This window comes from uncultured Microbacterium sp., assembly GCF_963524805.1.
In the GTDB taxonomy this organism is placed as follows: domain Bacteria; phylum Actinomycetota; class Actinomycetes; order Actinomycetales; family Microbacteriaceae; genus Microbacterium.
This window is the reverse complement of sequence record NZ_CAURGG010000002.1, coordinates 102,706-120,930: the sequence shown is the minus strand read 5'-3', so window position 1 is coordinate 120,930 and position 18,225 is coordinate 102,706. Positions and strand designations below refer to the sequence as shown.

Below are 18,225 nucleotides of genomic sequence, written 5' to 3'. Positions count from 1 at the left end.
TCGACAGGCTCAGGGACCGCGCCCTTCGACAGGCTCAGGGACCGGATTCAACGGACGGAACCCGCTGATGCGGTTCTGGACCGGCGGCTACACGGCGCGCTCGCAGGGCAACGCGACGGGGATCGGCATCCTCCACGCGGGCACTGCCGATGACATCCTCGCCGGGGGTCAGCTGAACTTCGCGGGCGACGCTGTGGCGGCCGACGCTTCGCCGTCGTGGGTGAGCGCGCATCCCGCACTCGACGTGCTCTACGCCGCCTTGGAGGACGCCGGCACCGTTCGCGCGTATCGCCGCACCGGCGAGCTGACCTTCGAGCCGCTGGGTCCACCGGTCCCCGCGGGTGACGCGGTCTGCCACATCGCGGTGGCCCCCGGCGGGGGTTCCCTCGTCGCGAGCTGCTGGGGCGACGGCCGGGTGGTGCGAATGGCCGTGGATGCCGGCGGCCGGCTCTCCGCGCCCGTCGTCGCCGCGGCGACCGCCGATCCGTACGCCGCTGACGCCGAACCGGCTGAGTTCAGCGGCGCCGTCGACCTGTCCGGAAGCGTCGACCCGCGCCGGAACGCCGACCTCAGCACCGGCGTCGACCTCAGCCGCGGCGCCGATCTCGCCGATGCTGCGCGGGCACTGCGCGCCGCGGCCGGCGAGGCCTACGGCAATCTCGTGCCGGACTACGACGCCCCGGCGGCGGTGAGCGATCAGGTCGTGGCGGCCGAGGATGCGGCATCCCGCGTCTCCCACGCCCACCAGGCTCTCTTCCTGCCCGGCGGACTCGTCGCCACCACCGACATGGGCTGGGATCTCGTCCGCTTCTGGCGATCGGCCGACGCGGAGCTGCGTCCGGCTCAGGAGGTCGTGCTGCCACGCGGCAGCGGACCTCGGCACATGGTGTGGCACCCGAGCGGCCACCTCTACGTGGTGACCGAGCTGAGCCGTGAGGTCTTCGCGCTCGCCGCCGACGCGAGCGGGCGCTGGCGCATCGTGGCGGGCACATCGCTCGGGCGCGGGATGCTCGAGGACGACACCGCGGCTGAGATCGCGGCATCCCGGGACGGGGACTTCCTCTATGCGGGCGTCCGAGGCAGCAACACGATCGCCACGGTGCGGGTCAGGGGCGCGGGCGACGCACTGGCACCGGTCGCGCTCGTGGATGCCGGGGCGCAGTGGCCGCGGCACCACCTCGTGGTGCGCGACACCCTGCTGGTGGCAGGGCAGCGTTCCGACGAGGTCGTCTCCCTCGCGCTCGATGCGCGCACGGGTGTGCCGGGGCGGGTGCGCCACCGCGTGGAGGTGCCGACCCCGACGTGCCTGCTGGCAGCGACGCCCTAGATCTTGGCGTCCTGCCGTGGGATGAAGACCTGTTTGATGATCAGCAGGATCGAGGCCGTCACGGGCACCGCCACGAGCGCCCCGATCAAGCCCAGCAGGGTGCCCCCGATGAGGGCGCCGATCACCACGAGCGAGCCGGGGATCGAAATCGCCTTCGACATGACCTTCGGTGTGATCACGTACGCCTCGATCTGGATGTAGATCAGGTAGCAGATCGCGAAGATGAGGGCGGAGAGGGGACTCGTGAACAGCGCCAGCACGCTGGCGAAGATCCAGTACAGCACGGGTCCGACGAGCGGGATGATCGTGATCGAGAAGGCGAGCACGCCCATCAGCAGCGGGTAAGGGAGCCCCAGCAACAGGTGCAGCGTGAACGCGACGACCGAGTTGAAGAACGCCAGGATGACCATCCCCATGAGGTAGCCGCCGACGGACTCCGTGATCTGGTTGGTCATGTCGCGCACCTTCGGCCGGTTCCGGGCCGGCGCGAACTGCATCATCGACTCCTTGATCGCCGGCAGGGAGGCGACGAAGTACAGCGTCAGGACGACCACGATCAGGGCGCCCGAGATCGCGGTGGCGATTCCCACGCCGACCTTCAGGAGACCGCCCGAGATGGCGGCGATGTTCGCGGGGTTGGTGATGAACGTCTCGAGGTCGTTCACGAGGGTCGTCAGGCCGGGGCCGAAGATGCCCTCCAGCCACGCGTAGGTGTCCGTCTTCTCGAAGTTGGTGATCGTCGCCGGGATCCCGCTGATGAACTCGCCGATCTGCGCGATCAGCGTGGGGACCACGAGCCACAGCAGTCCGACCCCGATCACGCCCAGGATGAGGAACACGATCGCAATCGCCCAGCCCCGTTTGACGTTGTGCCGTTCGAACCACTTGAGCACCGGATCCAGACCGAGCGAAGCGAAGGCGGCGAGGGCGATGTAGACGATCACGGTGGCGATGTTGGTCAGCGCGATGCCGAGCAGCAGGGCCGTGAGTCCGCCCAGGGTCAGCAGCAGGCCTACGGTGAACGGGCTGTCCAGGCGGGCCCAGAAGGGGCGTCCGCCCTCGTCGCTGGAGACCGTCGCGTCGGAGAGGGTCTCAGCCGGAGAGGACGAGGTGACCGCCACCGCGGCATCCGTTCCGGCTGCGGGACGGGCCGCGAGGGGCTCGGGCGAGGGGGTGCCATCGGTCATGGCTCACACTCTAGGGCCCGGGCTCGCGCGCGGCAGTCACCCCGCGGGTATGAATGTGCGCGGTCCCGCGGTGCGGCAATGCGGGCGGTATCGTCGGGGAGCGAGGAGGAACACCATGACCGATCCCATGTCCGAGCCCGGCACGCACGACGCCGATGCGCTCGCGACCCTGCATCGACTCCGCGGCAGCATCGACAACATCGATGCCGCGCTGGTCTACCTCCTGGCCGAGCGCTTCCGTGCGACCAAGCAGGTCGGCGTGCTCAAGGCCGAGCACGGCATGCCCGCATCCGATCCCGCGCGCGAGGAGCAGCAGCTCGCCCGTCTGCGCGCTCTAGCCGTGGATGCCGATCTCGACCCCGAGTTCGCCCAGAAGTGGTTCTCCTTCGTCGTCGCGGAGGTCATCCGTCACCACGTCGAAGCGGCCGAAGAGCGCTGACCCGCACCCACCTGGAGGACTCATGGCCAACGAACTGACGATCGGCACTCTGCTCGAATCGGAGAGCGCCGCACCCGCGCGCCTGCTGGCCTCCAGGATGAACCGGCACACGTTCTGGTGCGGGCAGAGCGGCTCCGGCAAGACCTATGCCCTCGGGGTCGCCCTCGAGCAGATCATGCTCCACACCCGGCTTCCGCTGGTGATCTTCGACCCGAACTCGGACTTCGTCAAGCTCGGTGAGATCCGCGATGACGCTCCCGAGGCGGAGGCTGCGGAGCTGCGGACGCGGGACATCCGCGTCCGTCACTCGACCACCGGGGCGGGCGACCCGCTGCGCACCCGCTTCCTGCAGATGCCGCTGCGCTCGCGGGCCGCGATCCTGCAGATCGATCCGGTGCTCAACCCCGACGACTACAACACCATGCTGCGTATGGAGACCGACATCTCGCTGATCGAGGATCACGACCTCGTCGGGTTCATGCGGTCCCACCCCGACCGCATCCGTCATGAGCTCGCCATGCGGCTGGAGAACCTCGGCGTGGCCGAGTGGAAGCTGTGGGCGTGGGGTGAGCGCAGCATCACCGACGAGATCGACGAGCTGCCGGACGCCACCGTCGTGGATCTCGGAGGATTCGCCACGCAGGCGGAGTCGCGGGCCGCCGCCCTCGCCGTGCTGGATCACCTGTGGGAGAACCGCGAGCAGCGCATCGGCCGGCTCATCGTGATCGACGAGGCGCACAACCTGTGCACCCCCGAGCCGGCGACCCCGGTGGAGAAGCTGCTCACGGAGCGCATCGTCCAGATCGCCGCGGAGGGACGCAAGTACGGCCTGTGGCTCCTGCTCTCGACGCAGCGCCCGTCGAAGGTGCACCCGAACGCGCTGTCGCAGTGCGACAACCTGGCGCTCATGCGCATGAGCTCGCCGCGCGACCTCGCCGACCTCTCCGAGGTCTTCGGCTACGCCCCGGAGTCGCTGCTCGAGCGCTCGCCGGCGTTCACGCAGGGTCAGGCGCTGTTCGCGGGCGGTTTCGTCGACCAGCCGAGCCTGGTGCAGATGGGCGCGCGGCTCACCCACGAGGGCGGCAGTGACGTGAAGGTGCCGCTGCGCTGACCGCAGCCACCGGCCCTCCTGCCCGCGTCAGGGGTGGGTCTTCGGCCGGATCACGCGGCCGGGAGCCGTGTCGGAGCTGCGGGCCGGGACCGGCCACGGTGCCGGCTGCGCGGGCGGGCCGGCCGGCCGGTCGCGCGGGGGCGCGGCATCCGGTGCCGTCGTCTGCGGGATCTGGCCCGTGGCGGATTCCGCCGGGACCGGCCCCGTGGTGAGCTCGAGCGAGACTTTCGCCTCGAGGACCTCGATCGCCTCGTCGGACAGCGAGATGAGCCCGTCGAGCTCTTCGCGCACGCGGCGGTAGGCGACCTGCCTCTCGGCGGGGGTGGCGGCCTCGTCGATCGCGATCGTCAGCAGCTGCTTGGCGGTGTCGAGGCGCTTGCGCTCGATCGTCGTGAACGAGGAGTCCTTCAGGCGGCGCGCATCGCGCTCGGCCACGTCGAAGGCCACCTCGTAGTCGGCGACGGCGTTTCGGTACTCGCTCAGCTGATCCTTCGTGAGGCGGGCCTTCGCGGATGCCGGCCGCAGGCCGTCCGCCACCCGCTTCGCGCGCAGGAAGGCCGCGGTCAGGGGCTGGCGCCCGTCGCTCATCGCGGGGAAGGCGATGAGCTTGGCGACGTCGAGTTCATAGTCCAGCCAGCGGGCGGTCACGGCGTCGTGCGACGCGAAGAGCCGTTCGAGCTGCGTGCCCTGTGTCGTTGCGGCCGGCCGTTGGGCGGTCGCCGCGGTGGCGGTTTCGATCGGGGGAAGGGATGCCGCCCCCACCGCCCGCGCGCCGGCCTGGGCGGCCTTCAGCTCCGCCTTGGCGTGCAGAACCTCGAGCCGCCGCTTGTGGCGACGGCGGGCGCCGCGCTCCCAGGCGCTGCCGACGCCGCCCATCACACCCATCAACGGGAAGACGAGCCACCAGTAGCCGCCGAGGAACGAGAAGAAGGGTTCCACAGTCTCAATCTAACCGGCGGCCGCGGACGGGCGTTCCGTGCGCGGTGCGCCGCCGCGCGGCACATCCGTGCTCGGGAAGCGGATGTCGGGCATCACGCCGTCGGGCAGCAGCAGGGGCAGCCATGCCGGCACCGACCAGGGGGCGGCTCGCGGCGCGGCGGGCAGCGCCTGCGCTGCGCCGGCCTGTCGCTCCGCCTCCTCGAAGGTCGCCTCGAGGGTGCGGACCGCGTCGCGGTAGGCCAGGAAGCGCTCGGGAGGGATGCGATCGCGCGCGGAGGCCGGCCGCAGGCTCTGCGCCTCGCGGTAGGCCCGAAGGAACGCCAGGGTCGCGGGCTGGCGCGAATCGGTCAGCTGCGGGTACGCGAGAGCCTTGGCGATGTCGGTCTCGTACTCCATCCAGCGCGCCACGACCGCGTCCTGCGCGGCGAACAGACGCTCGACCGGCAGGGGATCGGAGGGGGTCGCCGCGTGGTACTGCGCGGTGAACGCCTTGACCCGCACCCGGCGCGCCCTCAGGACGAGGGCGGCGGACTTCTGCGCGTGCTTGGCCTCCAGGAGCTGGCGTCGGGCCTCGATCGTCGCGGGCGTGCCGAGGATCGCGCCGCCCAGAGCGGCGGTACGGGAGGCCGCGCGGGCCGCGAGAACGTTCGCCTGCGCATCGCGCACCCGGGCGCGGGCGGCCAGGAGCGCCCGTGAGGCGAACGCCACCTCGCGCCGAGCGGCATCCAGTTCGAGTCTCCGCGCACGGCGACCCCTGGCGGTCACACCGGCGTACGTCGCGGCCCCGGCCCCGGCGGCGGCGGGCGCCGCCCACCACCAGGTCTCGACGAACAGGAGGATCATCTCCACCCGCCCATGCTAACCGCCGCGGGGCCGGCGCATGCGGGTGGTCAGCGCACTCGCAGGTGCGTCGACCCGTGTTGCCGGTGCGCTACCCGTGTCTCGATACGTGCTGCGCGCTACTCGACAACCGCTTCGGGTGTCGCCTGCGGCGTCAGCCGTGTCTCGATACGCGCTGCGCGCTACTCGACAACCGCTTCGGGTGTCGCCTGCGGCGTCAGCCGAAGATGAGGGCGAGTACGGTGGCGCCGCCGCCGACGAGGATCAGCGAGACGATGACGACCCACGCGACGATCTTGACCCGTCGCTGTCGCTGGTCGTTGTAGTCGCCGTACTCGTCTTCTGCCATGGGAATGAGCTTACTGATACAGCTCGACGACGGTTTCGCCGAAGGCGTCGGGCAGGGTCGAGGTCGACAGGCCCCGCAGTTCGGACACCGAGAGCGTGAACAGATCCTGCACCTCGAGCGCGGACTCGCCTCCGTCTCCGGGCGCATCGCTCACGCCGATGCGCAGCACGGGGTAGCCCCGTCCGTCGCACAGTCCGCGGAACTTGACGTCGTCTTCGCGGGGCACGGTCACGATGACGCGCCCCGTCGATTCCGAGAACAGTGCGGTGGCCGCATCCACCCCGTCACGCTCCATGATCTCGCGCAGCCAGACCCGGGCGCCGACGCCGAAGCGCAGCACGCCCTCGGCCAGCGCCTGAGCGAGGCCGCCCGACGAGAGGTCGTGGGCCGAGGAGACCAGCGACTGCTGGGCGGCGGCGTGCAGCAGATCGGCGAGCTTCTTCTCGTTGCCGAGGTCCACCGCAGGCGGGCGGCCGCCGAGGTGCTCGTGCACGGTGCCGGCCCACGCCGAACCGCTCAGCTCGGTGGCGGTCACGCCCAGCAAGTAGATGTTCTCGCCCGGGTCCTGCCAGCCGCTGGGGACGCGGCGCGCGACGTCGTCGATGATGCCGAGGACGCCGACGACCGGTGTCGGGAAGATCGGCTGATCGCCGGTCTGGTTGTAGAAGCTGACGTTGCCACCGGTGACCGGGATGCCCAGCTCGAGGCATCCGTCGGCCAGACCCGCGACCGCCTGCGAGAACTGCCACATGACCTCGGGGTTCTCGGGGCTGCCGAAGTTGAGGCAGTCGGTGACCGCGGTCGGCTCCGCGCCGGTGACCGCGACGTTGCGGTAGGCCTCGGCAAGTGCCAGCTTCGCGCCCTCGTACGGGTCGAGCTGGCAGAAGCGTCCGTTGCAGTCCGTCGCGATCGCGAAGCCGAGGCCGGAGTTCTCGTCCACGCGGATCATGCCGGCGTCGTCGGGGAAGGACAGGGCGGTGTTGCCCATGACGTAGTAGTCGTACTGGTTCGTGACCCATGACGTGTCCGCCAGGTTCGGGCTCGCGACCAGCTGAACGAACTGGCGCCGCAGGGCGTCGGGGTCATCCGATCGCGGCAGCGCGCTCGCGGAGTCGTCGCGCAGCGCGTCGATCCAGGTCGGGTACGCCACCGGGCGCTCGTAGACCGGGCCGTCGACGGCCACGGTGCTCGGGTCGACGTCGACGATGACCTCGCCGTGCCACTGGATCACCAGGCGTCCGTCGCCGGTCACCTCTCCGAGCACGCTGGTCTCGACATCCCACTTGCGCACGACCTCGAGGAACGCGTCGAGCTTCCCGGGCGCGACGATGGCCATCATGCGCTCCTGGCTCTCGCTCATGAGGATCTCCTCGGGCGTGAGCGACGGGTCCCGCAGCAGGACCTTCTCGAGGTCGACCCGCATCCCGCTGCCGCCGTTGGCGGCCAGCTCGCTCGTGGCGCACGAGATGCCGGCGGCGCCGAGATCCTGGATAGCCTCGACCAGGTCGTCGCGGTACAGCTCGAGGCAGCACTCGATGAGCACCTTCTCGGCGAACGGGTCACCGACCTGCACGGCGGGACGCTTGGTCGGGCCGCCGTCGGCGAACGTGTCCGACGCGAGGATGCTGGCCCCGCCGATGCCGTCGCCGCCGGTGCGCGCGCCGAAGAGCACGACCTGGTTGCCGGCTCCGGTCGCGTTCGCCAGCTTGATGTCCTCGTGGCGCATGACGCCGACCGCGAGGGCGTTGACCAGCGGGTTGCCCTGGTAGACCGCGTCGAACACGGTCTCGCCGCCGATGTTGGGCAGGCCCAGGCAGTTGCCGTAGAACGAGATGCCGCTCACGACTCCGTGCACGACCCGCGCGGTGTCGGGGTTGTCGATCGCGCCGAAGCGCAGCTGGTCCATGACCGCGACGGGGCGGGCGCCCATAGAGATGATGTCGCGGACGATGCCGCCGACGCCGGTCGCTGCTCCCTGGAACGGCTCGATGTAGCTCGGGTGGTTGTGCGATTCGACCTTGAAAGTGACCGCCCAGCCCTCGCCGATGTCGACGACGCCGGCGTTCTGGCCCATGCCGACCATGAGGCGGGTCTTCATCTCGTCCGAGACCTTCTCGCCGAACTGGCGCAGGTAGATCTTGCTGGACTTGTAGGAGCAGTGCTCCGACCACATGACCGAGTACATCGCCAGTTCGCCGCTCGTGGGGCGGCGGCCGAGGATCGTCTTGATCTGCTCGTACTCGTCGGCCTTGAGGCCGAGGGCGCCGTAGGGCTGCTCCCGCTCGGGCGTCTCGGCGGCGTTGCGGACCGTATCGGCCGCGGCACGAACCGAGGAATTCTGGGAGGGGTTGGTCACGCGGCTCAGCTCCAGGAATCGGGGACGCCGGACGGTCCCAGTCTAGTTGGGCACGGCATCCGCATCGTGGCGCCTCGGCTGGGGCCTCGACGCCCCTGGATCGCTGAGACGACATCTGCACGTCCAGACTGCGGGGTTACCCCGTGGTCTCGACGTGCAGATGTCGTTTCACGGGGGAGAAGGGTTGACGGATGCCGAGAGCGGGCGTAACGTACAACCAAATGGTTGCACAAATGGAGCTCAGTGATGAACGCATCGACCGCGTCTTCCACGCGCTGGCCGCCGCCACGCGCCGCGACATCCTCCGGCGCACGATCGCGGCCGAGCACTCGGTCTCCGCGCTGGCGCGGGATTACGACATGTCCTTCGCCGCGGTGCAGAAGCACGTCGCCGTGCTGGAGGAGGCCGGCCTCATCGTCAAGCGCGCCGAGGGCCGCGAGCGCCTGGTTCGGGCGGACCCCGAGATGATCGCCCGCGCCCGCGTGCTGCTCGCGCGCTTCGAGGACCTGTGGCGCGCTCGCGTCGACCGCCTCGATGCCCTGCTGGCCGAGCCTCCGGCACCCCCGAACGACCCCTCCACCGACGAACGAACCGATACCGAAAGGGACTGACAATGCCTGTCACCGACGTCACAACCGACCCCGAAGCGCTCACCATGACGCTGACCGCCGAGGTGGCGGCATCCGTCGACCGCCTCTGGGGAGCGTTCACCGATCCTCGCCAGCTCGAGCGGTTCTGGGGCCCTCCCGGGTACCCCGCCACCTTCACCGAGTTCGACCTCTCCGTGGGCGGCCGGGCTCGGTACCGGATGACGAGCCCGAAGGGCGAGCAGTATCACGGGGTGTGGGAGTTCCTCGCGATCGACGGACCGCGCTCGTTCACCGCGCTGGACTCGTTCGCCGACGCCGACGGGCGCGTCCTGTCGGATATGCCGACCTCGCGGATGGTCTTCTCGTTCGAGCCGACCGAGACGGGCGCGCGCCTGCGGAACACGACCTACTTCGACTCCGCCGAGGCGCTCGAGAAGATCGTGGCGATGGGCGGCGTCGAAGGCTCCACCCTCGCGATCGGCCAGCTCGATCGTGTGCTCGAGGGGCTGCGCGCCTATGCCGCCGGCAAGGGCACGCAGACGGAGATCCTCGATGACACGCACGTGCGCATCACGCGGCTCATCGACGGGCCGCGCGAGCTCGTCTGGCGCGCGCACACCGAGCCCGAGCTCATGACGCAGTGGCTGCTCGGCCCCGATGGATGGCGCATGACCGTGTGCGAGGTGGATCCGAGCGTCGGCGGTGCGTACCGCTACGCGTGGGAGCCGGTCGACGGCGCACCGGGCGAGCCGTTCGGGTTCGACGGCATGACGCTGCTGTCGGAGGCGCCCGTGCGCGCGGTGACGACCGAGCACATGACCGGCACGGACTTCCCGTCGACGCTGAACGACATGTCGTTGTACGAGGAGGACGGCACGACGCTCATCACGCTGCTCATCGCGTACCCCGACAGCCAGACGCGCGACATGGTCCTGGCGACCGGCATGACCGATGGCATGGAGACCAGCTACCAGCGCCTCGAGTCCGTCCTCGCAACGGTCTGACTCCGGTCTCAGCGCCCTCCCGACGCTGAGACGACAACGGCACGTCGAGACGATGGGTGGACCCCACGGTCTCGACGTGCCGTTGTCGTCTCACGGTGAAGGGGGGTCAGGCGGACGCGCGGGCCAGCGCGTCCTCGAATGCCACCCACGCGAGCATCGCGCACTTCACCCGTGCCGTGTACTTCGACACCCCGCTGAGCGCCTCGGCGTCGCCGTACGTCTCTTCGTCTATCGGGATCGTCCCGCGCGAGCGGAGCGCCGTGCGGAAGCCGTCGATCAGGGCGGTCGCCTCGGCCCGCGGCATCCCGGCCTCACGGTCCTCGACCAGCACCGAGAGCATCGAGGCCGAGGCCTGCGAGATCGAGCAGCCGGCGCCGTCCCAGGTGACGTCTCGCACCGTGTCGTCGGGATTCATGCGCACCTGCAGGGTGATCTCGTCGCCGCAGATGGGGTTGCGCTGGTGGGAGGTCGCCGTCGCGCCCTCCGCCGCGAGGATCCCCTTGCCCACGGGGCGCTTGGCGTGCTCGAGGATCAGCTCCTGGTACAGCGACTCGAGCCCGCTCATGCGCCGACCCCGAAGAACCGGCGCACCTGGGCGAGGGCGTCGAGGAATGCCTCGACCTCGTCGGCCGTGTTGTAGAGCGCCGTCGACGCCCGGACGGATGCCGTGAGCCCGAAGCGCGCGTGCAGGGGGGCCGCGCAGTGGTGTCCGACGCGCACCGCGATGCCGCGCGAGTCCAGGAACTGCCCGACGTCGTGCGCGTGCACGCCGTCCAGCGCGAACGCCGCAAGGCCGACGCGCTCAACCGGCTCCGGGGCATCGCCCAGCAGCCGCACCCCCTCGAGCGCGCGCAGGCCATCGCGCAGGCGCCTCTCGAGTGCCCGCTCGTGGGCGTGCACGGCATCCATGCCGACCGCACCGAGGTACTGCACCGCGGCCGCGAGCCCGATCGCCTGCGACACGGGCTGGGTGCCTGCTTCGAACCGCTGCGGGGGTGGCAGGTACTCGCTGCGGTCGAGCCCGACCGTCGTGATCATCGAGCCGCCGGTCAGGAAGGGCGGCAGCGCCTCGAGCACGTCGGCGCGACCGTAGAGTCCTCCGATGCCGTACGGGCCGAGCATCTTGTGGCCCGAGAAGACCGCGAGGTCGACCCCGAGAGCGGGCAGATCGAGCGGCAGGTGCGGCGCGGACTGGCACGCGTCCAGCACGGTGACCGCACCCACCGCGTGGGCCAGCGCGACGATCTCCTCGACGGGATTGACGATGCCCAGCACGTTCGACACGTGCGGAAAGGCGACGATGCGCGTGCGTGGGCCGATGAGGGATGCCGCGGCATCCAGATCCAGCCGGCCGTCATCGTGCACGCGGATGTGGCGCAGCACGGCACCGGTGCGGGCGGCCAGTTCCTGCCACGGCACGAGGTTCGCGTGGTGCTCGCTCTGGGTGACCACGATCTCGTCGCCCGGGGCCAGGGCGAAACGGGCGCTCGCGGGAGCGCCGCGGCCCAGCGTCGCGTTGCCGATCGCGTAGGCGACCAGGTTCAGCCCCGCGGTCGCGCCGCTGGTCCACACGAGCTGCTCGGGGGCGGCGCCGACGAAGCCGGCGACCGTCGCCCGCGCGTCCTCGAACAGCTCGGTGGCCTCGGCGGCGAGGGTGTGCGCGCCGCGGTGCACGGCGGCGTTCTCGCTGGTCAGGAAGGCGACCTCGGCGTCGATGACGGCGCGCGGCTTCTGGCTCGTGGCGGCGGAGTCGAGGTAGACGAGCGGGTGGCCGTCGACCGTGCGGCTCAGGATCGGGAAGTCCGCGCGCAGCGCCTGCACGTCCAACGTCGTCGCGGTCTCGGTCGAGGGGATCACCTCTCCAGGCTACGCCGCGGGTTCGCCGGCCGGGTCGGCCGCCCACGCCAGGCATCGGCATCCAGACGGTGCCCGCTTCGCCGACCATACGATGGAGGCGTGGACTTCTCCTTCGCCTTCACGCCCGATCTGATCGCCGTCTTCGTGACCCTCTTCGTGCTCGAGATCGTGCTCGGGGTCGACAACGTCATCTTCATCTCGATCCTCGCGAGCAAGCTCCCGAAGGAGCAGCAGGCCCGCGCCCGCAACCTGGGCCTCACTCTGGCGATGCTGATCCGCGTGATCCTCGTGTTCTTCGCCGGCTGGATCATCACGCTGAAAGAGGACGTGATCGTGCTGTTCGGCATGGGGTTCTCGTGGAAGGACTTCATCCTCATCGCGGGTGGACTGTTCCTGGTCTACAAGGCGGTCACGGAGATCCACCACAAGCTCGAGGGCGCCGAAGAGGACCACGGCGGCAGTGGCAAGAAGGTCGCTCAGATCACCTTCGCCTCGGTCATCACGCAGATCCTGCTGCTGGACATCGTCTTCTCGCTCGACTCGGTCATCACCGCGGTCGGGATGACCGAGAACCTGCTCGTGATCATCACGGTCGTCGTGCTCTCGTTCGGCATCATGCTCTTCGCGTCGCGCTTCATCTTCACGTTCGTGAACAAGCACCCGACGGTCAAGATGCTCGCGCTGTCGTTCCTGCTGCTGATCGGCGTCTTCCTCATCGCCGAAGGCTTCGGCATCAAGATCGACAAGGCGCTCATCTACGCGCCGATGGCGTTCGCGATCCTCGTCGAGGCGCTGAACCTCGTGTACGCGGCGCGCAAGGCCAAGCGCGAGCGGAAGGCCCAGCACGCGGTGCAGCTGCGCCCGCAGTACCCCGACGTGGACGAGTCGGTCGCCGTCGCCGCTGCGCTCTCGAAGGGGCCGGATGCCGGTGCCGTCGGTCTCTCGCGCAAGCCGGTCTCGGGGGCCGCGGCATCCATCGACGAGGAGCGCGCCGGGCTCGGCTGATCCGGCCCTCAGCCCTCGAGCACGAGCCGGTATCCCATCCCGGACTCCGTGAGCAGATGCCGGGGGTTGGCCGGATCGGCCTCGAGCTTCTTTCGCAGCTGCGACATGTAGAGCCGCAGGTAGCCCGAGTCGCTCACCTGGTCGCTCGACCAGATCTCTTTCAGGAGCGTCTGGCGGGTCACCAGGGCGCCCGGACTGCGGGCGAGGAATTCCAGCATCCGCCATTCGGTCGGAGTGAGGTGCACGGCGCTCTGCCCGCGGGTCACGCTCTTGGCCGCGAGATCGATCGTCACGTCGGCGAAGGCCACCACCGGTGATTCCGACGCACCGGGGGTGCGCCGTGCGAGCGCGCGGAGCCGGGCGAGAAGCTCGTCGATCTGGAAGGGCTTGGTGACGTAGTCGTCGGCTCCGGCATCCAGCGCCTCGATCTTGTCGGCGGAGCCGGTGCGTCCCGAGACGACCACGATGGGCGCGCTCGTCCAGCCGCGGAGCGCCCGGATCACGCCCACGCCGTCCAGCCGCGGCATGCCCAGGTCCAGCATGACCAGATCGGGCGGGAGCTTGGCCGCCATGGCGACCGCTGCCGCGCCGTCCGGGGCGGCGAGAACCTCGTAGCCGTGGGAGCTGAGCGTGATGCGCAGAGCGCGCACCAGCTGCGGGTCGTCGTCGGCGATCAGGAGTCTCATCGCACCGACAGACGGTGGTCGGCCAGGGGCAGCGAGATCACCATGGTCAGCCCGCCGCCGGGAGTGTCCTCCGGTCGCAGCGATCCTCCCATCCCCTCGGTGAAGCCCTTCGACAGAGCCAGGCCGAGACCGAGCCCGGTGGTGTTGTCGACGTCTCCGAGGCGCTGGAAGGGAGTGAACATGTCGGATCGAAGCTCGTCCGGCACGCCGGCACCGTGGTCGACCACGGTGAGCTGGCCCCCGCCGCGCACCTGACCGCTCGTGACGCTGACGCGCGCTCCCTCCGGTGAGTGGTGCACGGCATTGGCCAGCACGTTGACCAGCACGCGCTGCAGAAGCACGGGGTCTGCGATCATCGGCGGGAGGTGAGGGTCGAGTTCGAGGTCGACTTCGGACGGGCCGAGGCCGAGCTCTTCGAGCGAGCCCAGCACGACGGCGGCGGCATCCACCTCTTCGAACGACACGGCGAGGACACCCGCCTGGACGCGGCTCACATCCAGCAGGTCGGTGACGAGTGTCGAGAGGGTGGCGAGACTCTCGTCCGCCGTTTCGAGCAGCTCGCGGCGGTCGTCGTCGGACAGATTCTGGCCGGCGGCACGCAGCCCGCCGATGGCGGCGACGGCGGCGGCGAGCGGGCGGCGGATGTCGTGGCTGACCGCCGAGAGAAGAGCGGTGCGCACCTGGTCCATCTCGGCGAGGGCGCCTGCCTCGCGTGCGGTCTCCGACAGATCGGTGCGTTCGAGCGCTCCGCCCAGCTGGGCGACGATGACATCGAGCAGCCGGCGCTCCGAGGCGTGCAGCGGTGCCCCGTGCAGCTCGAGGATCGCCCGTGGCCGGGCCGGGTCGCCGATGGGCACCGCGGTGAAGAGCCCGTCGCGTACCGGCTCGCCGTCGGTGGCGATCACTGATCCATCGGCGTCGATCAGTCGCACGCCGGAGCTGCCGAAGGCCTCGCGGGTGCGGCTGACCAGCGCGGCCAGGGCGCTCTGGCCGTTCAGCACGCTGCCGGCGACCGAGGCGAGCAGCTCCGCCTCGGCGGCCGCGCGATCGGCGACGCGGGCGCGGCGGGCCGCCTGATCGACGATGTAGCTCACCAGCACGGCGATCACGATGTACAGGGCCAGTGCCCGCAGGTGCAGCGGGTCCGAGATCGCCACGGTGAACTGCGGCGCCACGAACAGGAAGTCGAGCGTGAGGCCCGACAGCACGGCCGCGAACAGCGCGGGCCAGATGCCGCCGACGAGCGCGACGACCACCACCAGCAGCTGGAAGGCCAGCACCTCCGCGGTGATCGACTCCGGCGTGCGGACGCTGTACAGCGCCCAGGTCAGAAGCGGGCCGACCACCAGCGCGATGATGAAGCCGAGCACGATGCGCTGCGTGCCCAGGGCGCCGCCGGACAGTCGACGGATGACGATCCGTGCCGCCTCGGGGCGTCGCCCATCGGTCGTCATCCGCCGCCCTCCGCACGCGAGGAGTCGATGGACAGCATCCGGATGCCGTCCAGCACGGCGGTGTGCGTCTGGGGTGAACCGAGCACGCGGAAGTGGCCGGATGAGGGCACGATCAGGTTCGTCGCGCCGTCGAGGGAACTGCCATCGGGGATGTGCGGATCGAAGCGGCCGAAGACCGACACGATGCGTCCGTTCACCGACTCGTCGCGCCCGAGCATCACGATCGTCTCGTCGTCGGGCAGGAACGCGCGGATGCTGGGCACGACGAACAGCCCCGCCAGCGGCGATCCGTGGAACGGCGTGCACACCGCGACCAGCCCCAGGAGCCCGAGCGGCCGTTGGGGCACCGATCCGTCACCGGCCGGCGCCGTGGCGTGGGCGGCGGCATCCGCGGGATCGCCGCCCTTCGCCGCCTCGATCGCGGCGTCGGCGGCGGCGCCGGAGGAGACGAGCAGGTGCTTGCCGATGAGCCCTCCCTTGCTGTGCGCCACGAGCACGCGTCCGGCCGGAGGCGCAGGACGGGCCGCCAGTGCGCGGCCCAGCCGATCGGAGGTCTCGACGATGCCGCGGCGATTCATGCCGAGCCCGTGCACGACCTTCACACGGTGGCCCGCCGCGTTGAGGGCGTGACCGAGCGGCCGCAGGAACGTCCAGTGCTCGTACACCCCGGGAAGCAGGATGACCTCGGGAAGCTGGTCGGATCCCGATCTCCAGGCGGGCGGCGCCGGCCGAGGGCGGCCCAGCGTCCAGGGGGCGGTGACGATGGCGAGCTGGCGCACGGCCGCGTACGCGTAATCGCTCACCCACCACCAGCCGCGCTGGACGAGGCTCAACGGTGCCGGCTGGTCGCCCGGGATCATGTCGAGAAGTCTAAGAGCCGCCGCGGAGGCGATCCGGTCAGTCCTCGCGCTCGAGGCTCGAGCGCTCGCCGGTGGTCATGCTCAGCGTCTCGGGCTCGAACGGCCGCCCGGCGCGCTCCTGGCCGGGCAGGGGCCGGGAGCGTCGTCCGTAGATGAGCTCGCTGGAATCCAGGAGCCACGGGACCAGCGTGATCGAGACGCCGTGAATGAGCATGAGCTGGTTGGCGATGCGCCGGGATCGCCGGTTGTGCAGGATCGACTCCCACCAGTGGCCGACGATGTACTGCGGCAGGTAGACGGTGACCACGGCCGAGCCGTGCTGGGCGCGGTACTTCTTGATGTACGCCGAGACGGGACTGCCGAAGGACCGGTAGGGCGAATCGATGACCACGAGCGGCACCGGGATGTCGTGGCTGGCCCACTGCTCGCGCAGTCGCGCGGTCTCCTCCGCATTCACCGAGACGTGCAGCGCGAAGGTCTTGTCGTGCTTGGCGGCCAGTGCGTAGTCGAGCGCTTTGACGACGGGCTTCTGCAGGCGGTTGACCAGGATCAGGGCGACATCGCCCTCGGAGCCGAAGTGCGTGACGTCATCCACCGCGATCTCGTGCTCGACGTCGCGGTAGTAGCGGTTCACCCCGATCATCAGCACCGCCAGGATCGGGATCATGATGAAGACCAGATAGGCGCCGTGCGTGAACTTGGTGATGGTGACGATCAGCAGCACGAACACGGTCATGCCGGCACCCACGCTGTTGATGATCAACCCGGTCCGCGCTGCGCGCCGTTCCGATGCCACCGCACGCTTGAGATCGGCGTGCACCGGTTCTTGAGCCAGGTTTCGCAGGACCCGCTTCCAGTGCCGCACCATTCCCAGCTGGCCGAGCGAGAACGAGATGAAGACGCCGATGATGTAGAGCTGGATCAGCGTCGTCAGCTGCGCCTGGTAGATCACCAGCACCGCGATCGCGACCGCACCGAGGATGATCATGCCGTTCGAGTACACGAGACGGTCTCCGCGGGTGTTGAGCGCCTTCGGCGCGTAGCCGTCCCGGGCGAGCACCGATCCGAGCAGGGGGAAGCCGTTGAACGCGGTGTTCGCAGCGAGCAGCAGCACACAGGCGGTCGCGGCCTGGATCACGAAGAACGGGATCGAGCCCATTCCGAACGTCGCGGCCGCGACCTGTGCCATCAGACTCGGCTGCGGCTGGTTCTCGCAGTCGAATCCGACCAGGTTGCACGGATTCTCGGAGTAGTGGACGCCGGAGACGAGCGCGAGCGCCGTCAGCCCGGAGAAGAGCAGGATGGCGATGCCGCCCATCAGCACGAGCGTCATCTGCGCGTTGCGGATCTTGGGCTTGCGGAAGGCGGGCACCCCGTTGGACACCGCTTCCACGCCGGTGAGCGCCGAGCAGCCGCTCGAGAAGGCGCGCAGTACGAGGAGGATCACGGCGGCCTGCGTCAGGCTCTCCGCCTGCACCGCGAACTGGGCGCTGGAGGCGACGGGCGGGTCGCCGGCGAACGTGCGGACCAGGCCGACGAGGATCATGACGGCGACGGACCCGATGAACACGTAGGTGGGGATCGCGAACAGGAGCGATGCCTCGCGCACGCCGCGCAGGTTGATCAGGATGATCACGACCACGAAGCCGACCGCGAGCTCGACCCTGCCGGCATCGAGGAACGGAAGGGCGGAGATGATGTTGTCCACGCCCGCTGCCACCGAGACGGCGACCGTGAGCACGTAGTCCACGAGCAGTGCCGCGGCCACCACGACGCCGGGGATCTCGCCGAGGTTGGTGCGCGCCACCTCGTAGTCGCCGCCCCCGGAGGGGTATGCCTTGATGAGCTGGCGGTAGCTGACCACGACCACGACGAGCACGACCACGACCGCCACGCCCACCCACGGGCTGAAGGCGAGGAAGGCCAGCCCTCCGGTCAGCAGGATCATCAGCAGCTCCTGCGGCGCATACGCCACCGAGCTGAGCGCGTCCGACGCGAAGATCGGCAGGGCCATCTTCTTCGGCAGAAGCTGGTCGTCGAGCTTCTCCGAGGTGAGCGGATCGCCCAGGATGAGGCGCTTGGCGATCGGCGAGTCGGCGCCGGGCTCGCTGCTGTCAGTGGTCACGGCGAGCGATGTTACTCGCACGCGCGCACCCGGGTCGCACCGGCCAGTTCATCCTGACGGAATCCTTACGCCCCCGGATCGAGGGCCGAGGCGTCC

The 18,225-nt window shown here is 70.0% G+C and carries 16 protein-coding genes and 1 pseudogene; 6 read left to right on the top strand and 11 right to left on the bottom strand.

Annotated features, from left to right (window positions below; translation table 11 throughout):
* Positions 1 to 67 precede the first annotated feature (67 nt).
* Positions 68 to 1,327, top strand: coding sequence for a beta-propeller fold lactonase family protein (locus RWQ91_RS04920; protein ID WP_314503116.1), 1,260 nt, complete (start codon positions 68 to 70; stop codon positions 1,325 to 1,327).
* Here RWQ91_RS04920 and RWQ91_RS04915 read toward each other — a convergent pair.
* Entirely contained in the window at positions 1,324 to 2,514 is a 1,191-nt protein-coding gene (locus RWQ91_RS04915) for an AI-2E family transporter (protein ID WP_314503115.1), read from the bottom strand. The two genes, RWQ91_RS04920 and RWQ91_RS04915, sit on opposite strands and share 4 nt — an antisense overlap.
* Positions 2,515 to 2,629: 115 nt before the next feature.
* Here RWQ91_RS04915 and RWQ91_RS04910 point away from each other — a divergent pair, with 115 nt between their 5' ends.
* Positions 2,630 to 2,953, top strand: coding sequence for a chorismate mutase (locus RWQ91_RS04910; protein ID WP_399545904.1), 324 nt, complete (start codon positions 2,630 to 2,632; stop codon positions 2,951 to 2,953).
* A 22-nt stretch (positions 2,954 to 2,975) separates the two neighbouring features.
* On the top strand, positions 2,976 to 4,064 hold the full coding sequence (locus RWQ91_RS04905) for an ATP-binding protein (RefSeq protein ID WP_314503113.1): 1,089 nt from the start codon (positions 2,976 to 2,978) through the stop codon (positions 4,062 to 4,064).
* A gap of 27 nt (positions 4,065 to 4,091) precedes the next feature.
* On the opposite strand, the gene RWQ91_RS04900 is transcribed toward RWQ91_RS04905, so the two are convergent.
* From RWQ91_RS04900 to purL, 4 genes are all read right to left on the bottom strand, one after another.
* On the bottom strand, positions 4,092 to 5,003 hold the full coding sequence (locus RWQ91_RS04900) for a hypothetical protein (protein ID WP_314503111.1): 912 nt from the start codon (positions 5,001 to 5,003) through the stop codon (positions 4,092 to 4,094).
* Between the two features lie 9 nt (positions 5,004 to 5,012).
* A complete protein-coding gene (locus RWQ91_RS04895) occupies positions 5,013 to 5,852 on the bottom strand; it encodes a hypothetical protein (RefSeq protein ID WP_314503109.1) in 840 nt (279 codons plus the stop codon).
* 208 nt (positions 5,853 to 6,060) lie between these two features.
* Complete coding sequence (locus RWQ91_RS04890; protein ID WP_314503107.1) at positions 6,061 to 6,192, bottom strand: hypothetical protein; 132 nt, start codon at positions 6,190 to 6,192, stop codon at positions 6,061 to 6,063.
* Between the two features lie 10 nt (positions 6,193 to 6,202).
* Positions 6,203 to 8,548 carry a phosphoribosylformylglycinamidine synthase subunit PurL gene (gene purL, locus RWQ91_RS04885; RefSeq protein WP_314503105.1) on the bottom strand — a complete coding sequence of 782 codons (2,346 nt, stop codon included), beginning with the start codon at positions 8,546 to 8,548 and terminating at the stop codon, positions 6,203 to 6,205.
* A 221-nt stretch (positions 8,549 to 8,769) separates the two neighbouring features.
* Here purL and RWQ91_RS04880 point away from each other — a divergent pair, with 221 nt between their 5' ends.
* A complete protein-coding gene (locus tag RWQ91_RS04880; protein ID WP_314503103.1) occupies positions 8,770 to 9,159 on the top strand; it encodes a metalloregulator ArsR/SmtB family transcription factor in 390 nt (129 codons plus the stop codon).
* Between the two features lie 2 nt (positions 9,160 to 9,161).
* A complete protein-coding gene (locus RWQ91_RS04875; protein WP_314503101.1) occupies positions 9,162 to 10,142 on the top strand; it encodes an SRPBCC family protein in 981 nt (326 codons plus the stop codon).
* Positions 10,143 to 10,248: 106 nt separating this feature from the next.
* Here the strand turns inward: RWQ91_RS04875 and sufU are convergent, their stop codons facing one another.
* Both sufU and RWQ91_RS04865 read right to left on the bottom strand, forming a co-directional pair.
* Positions 10,249 to 10,707 carry a Fe-S cluster assembly sulfur transfer protein SufU gene (gene sufU, locus RWQ91_RS04870; protein ID WP_314503099.1) on the bottom strand — a complete coding sequence of 153 codons (459 nt, stop codon included), beginning with the start codon at positions 10,705 to 10,707 and terminating at the stop codon, positions 10,249 to 10,251.
* The gene (locus RWQ91_RS04865; RefSeq protein WP_399546059.1) at positions 10,704 to 11,996 is read right to left on the bottom strand and encodes an aminotransferase class V-fold PLP-dependent enzyme; all 1,293 of its coding nucleotides are present in this window, start codon (positions 11,994 to 11,996) and stop codon (positions 10,704 to 10,706) included. The genes sufU and RWQ91_RS04865 overlap by 4 nt, the downstream gene beginning before the upstream one ends.
* Positions 11,997 to 12,098: 102 nt before the next feature.
* Here RWQ91_RS04865 and RWQ91_RS04860 point away from each other — a divergent pair, with 102 nt between their 5' ends.
* Positions 12,099 to 13,004 carry a TerC family protein gene (locus RWQ91_RS04860; protein WP_314503096.1) on the top strand — a complete coding sequence of 302 codons (906 nt, stop codon included), beginning with the start codon at positions 12,099 to 12,101 and terminating at the stop codon, positions 13,002 to 13,004.
* An 8-nt stretch (positions 13,005 to 13,012) separates the two neighbouring features.
* On the opposite strand, the gene RWQ91_RS04855 is transcribed toward RWQ91_RS04860, so the two are convergent.
* From RWQ91_RS04855 to RWQ91_RS04840, 4 genes and pseudogenes are all read right to left on the bottom strand, one after another.
* A complete protein-coding gene (locus RWQ91_RS04855) occupies positions 13,013 to 13,690 on the bottom strand; it encodes a response regulator (RefSeq protein WP_314503094.1) in 678 nt (225 codons plus the stop codon).
* Positions 13,687 to 15,111 (bottom strand): annotated as a pseudogene (locus RWQ91_RS04850) (ATP-binding protein); the annotation flags it as partial. The pseudogene RWQ91_RS04850 and the gene RWQ91_RS04855, both read right to left, overlap by 4 nt.
* Positions 15,112 to 15,140: 29 nt before the next feature.
* Positions 15,141 to 16,004 (bottom strand): hypothetical protein, encoded by an 864-nt coding sequence (locus RWQ91_RS04845; protein ID WP_314503092.1) that lies wholly within the window; start codon positions 16,002 to 16,004, stop codon positions 15,141 to 15,143.
* Positions 16,005 to 16,041: 37 nt separating this feature from the next.
* Positions 16,042 to 18,129 carry an APC family permease gene (locus RWQ91_RS04840; protein ID WP_399545899.1) on the bottom strand — a complete coding sequence of 696 codons (2,088 nt, stop codon included), beginning with the start codon at positions 18,127 to 18,129 and terminating at the stop codon, positions 16,042 to 16,044.
* Positions 18,130 to 18,225: the final 96 nt, after the last annotated feature.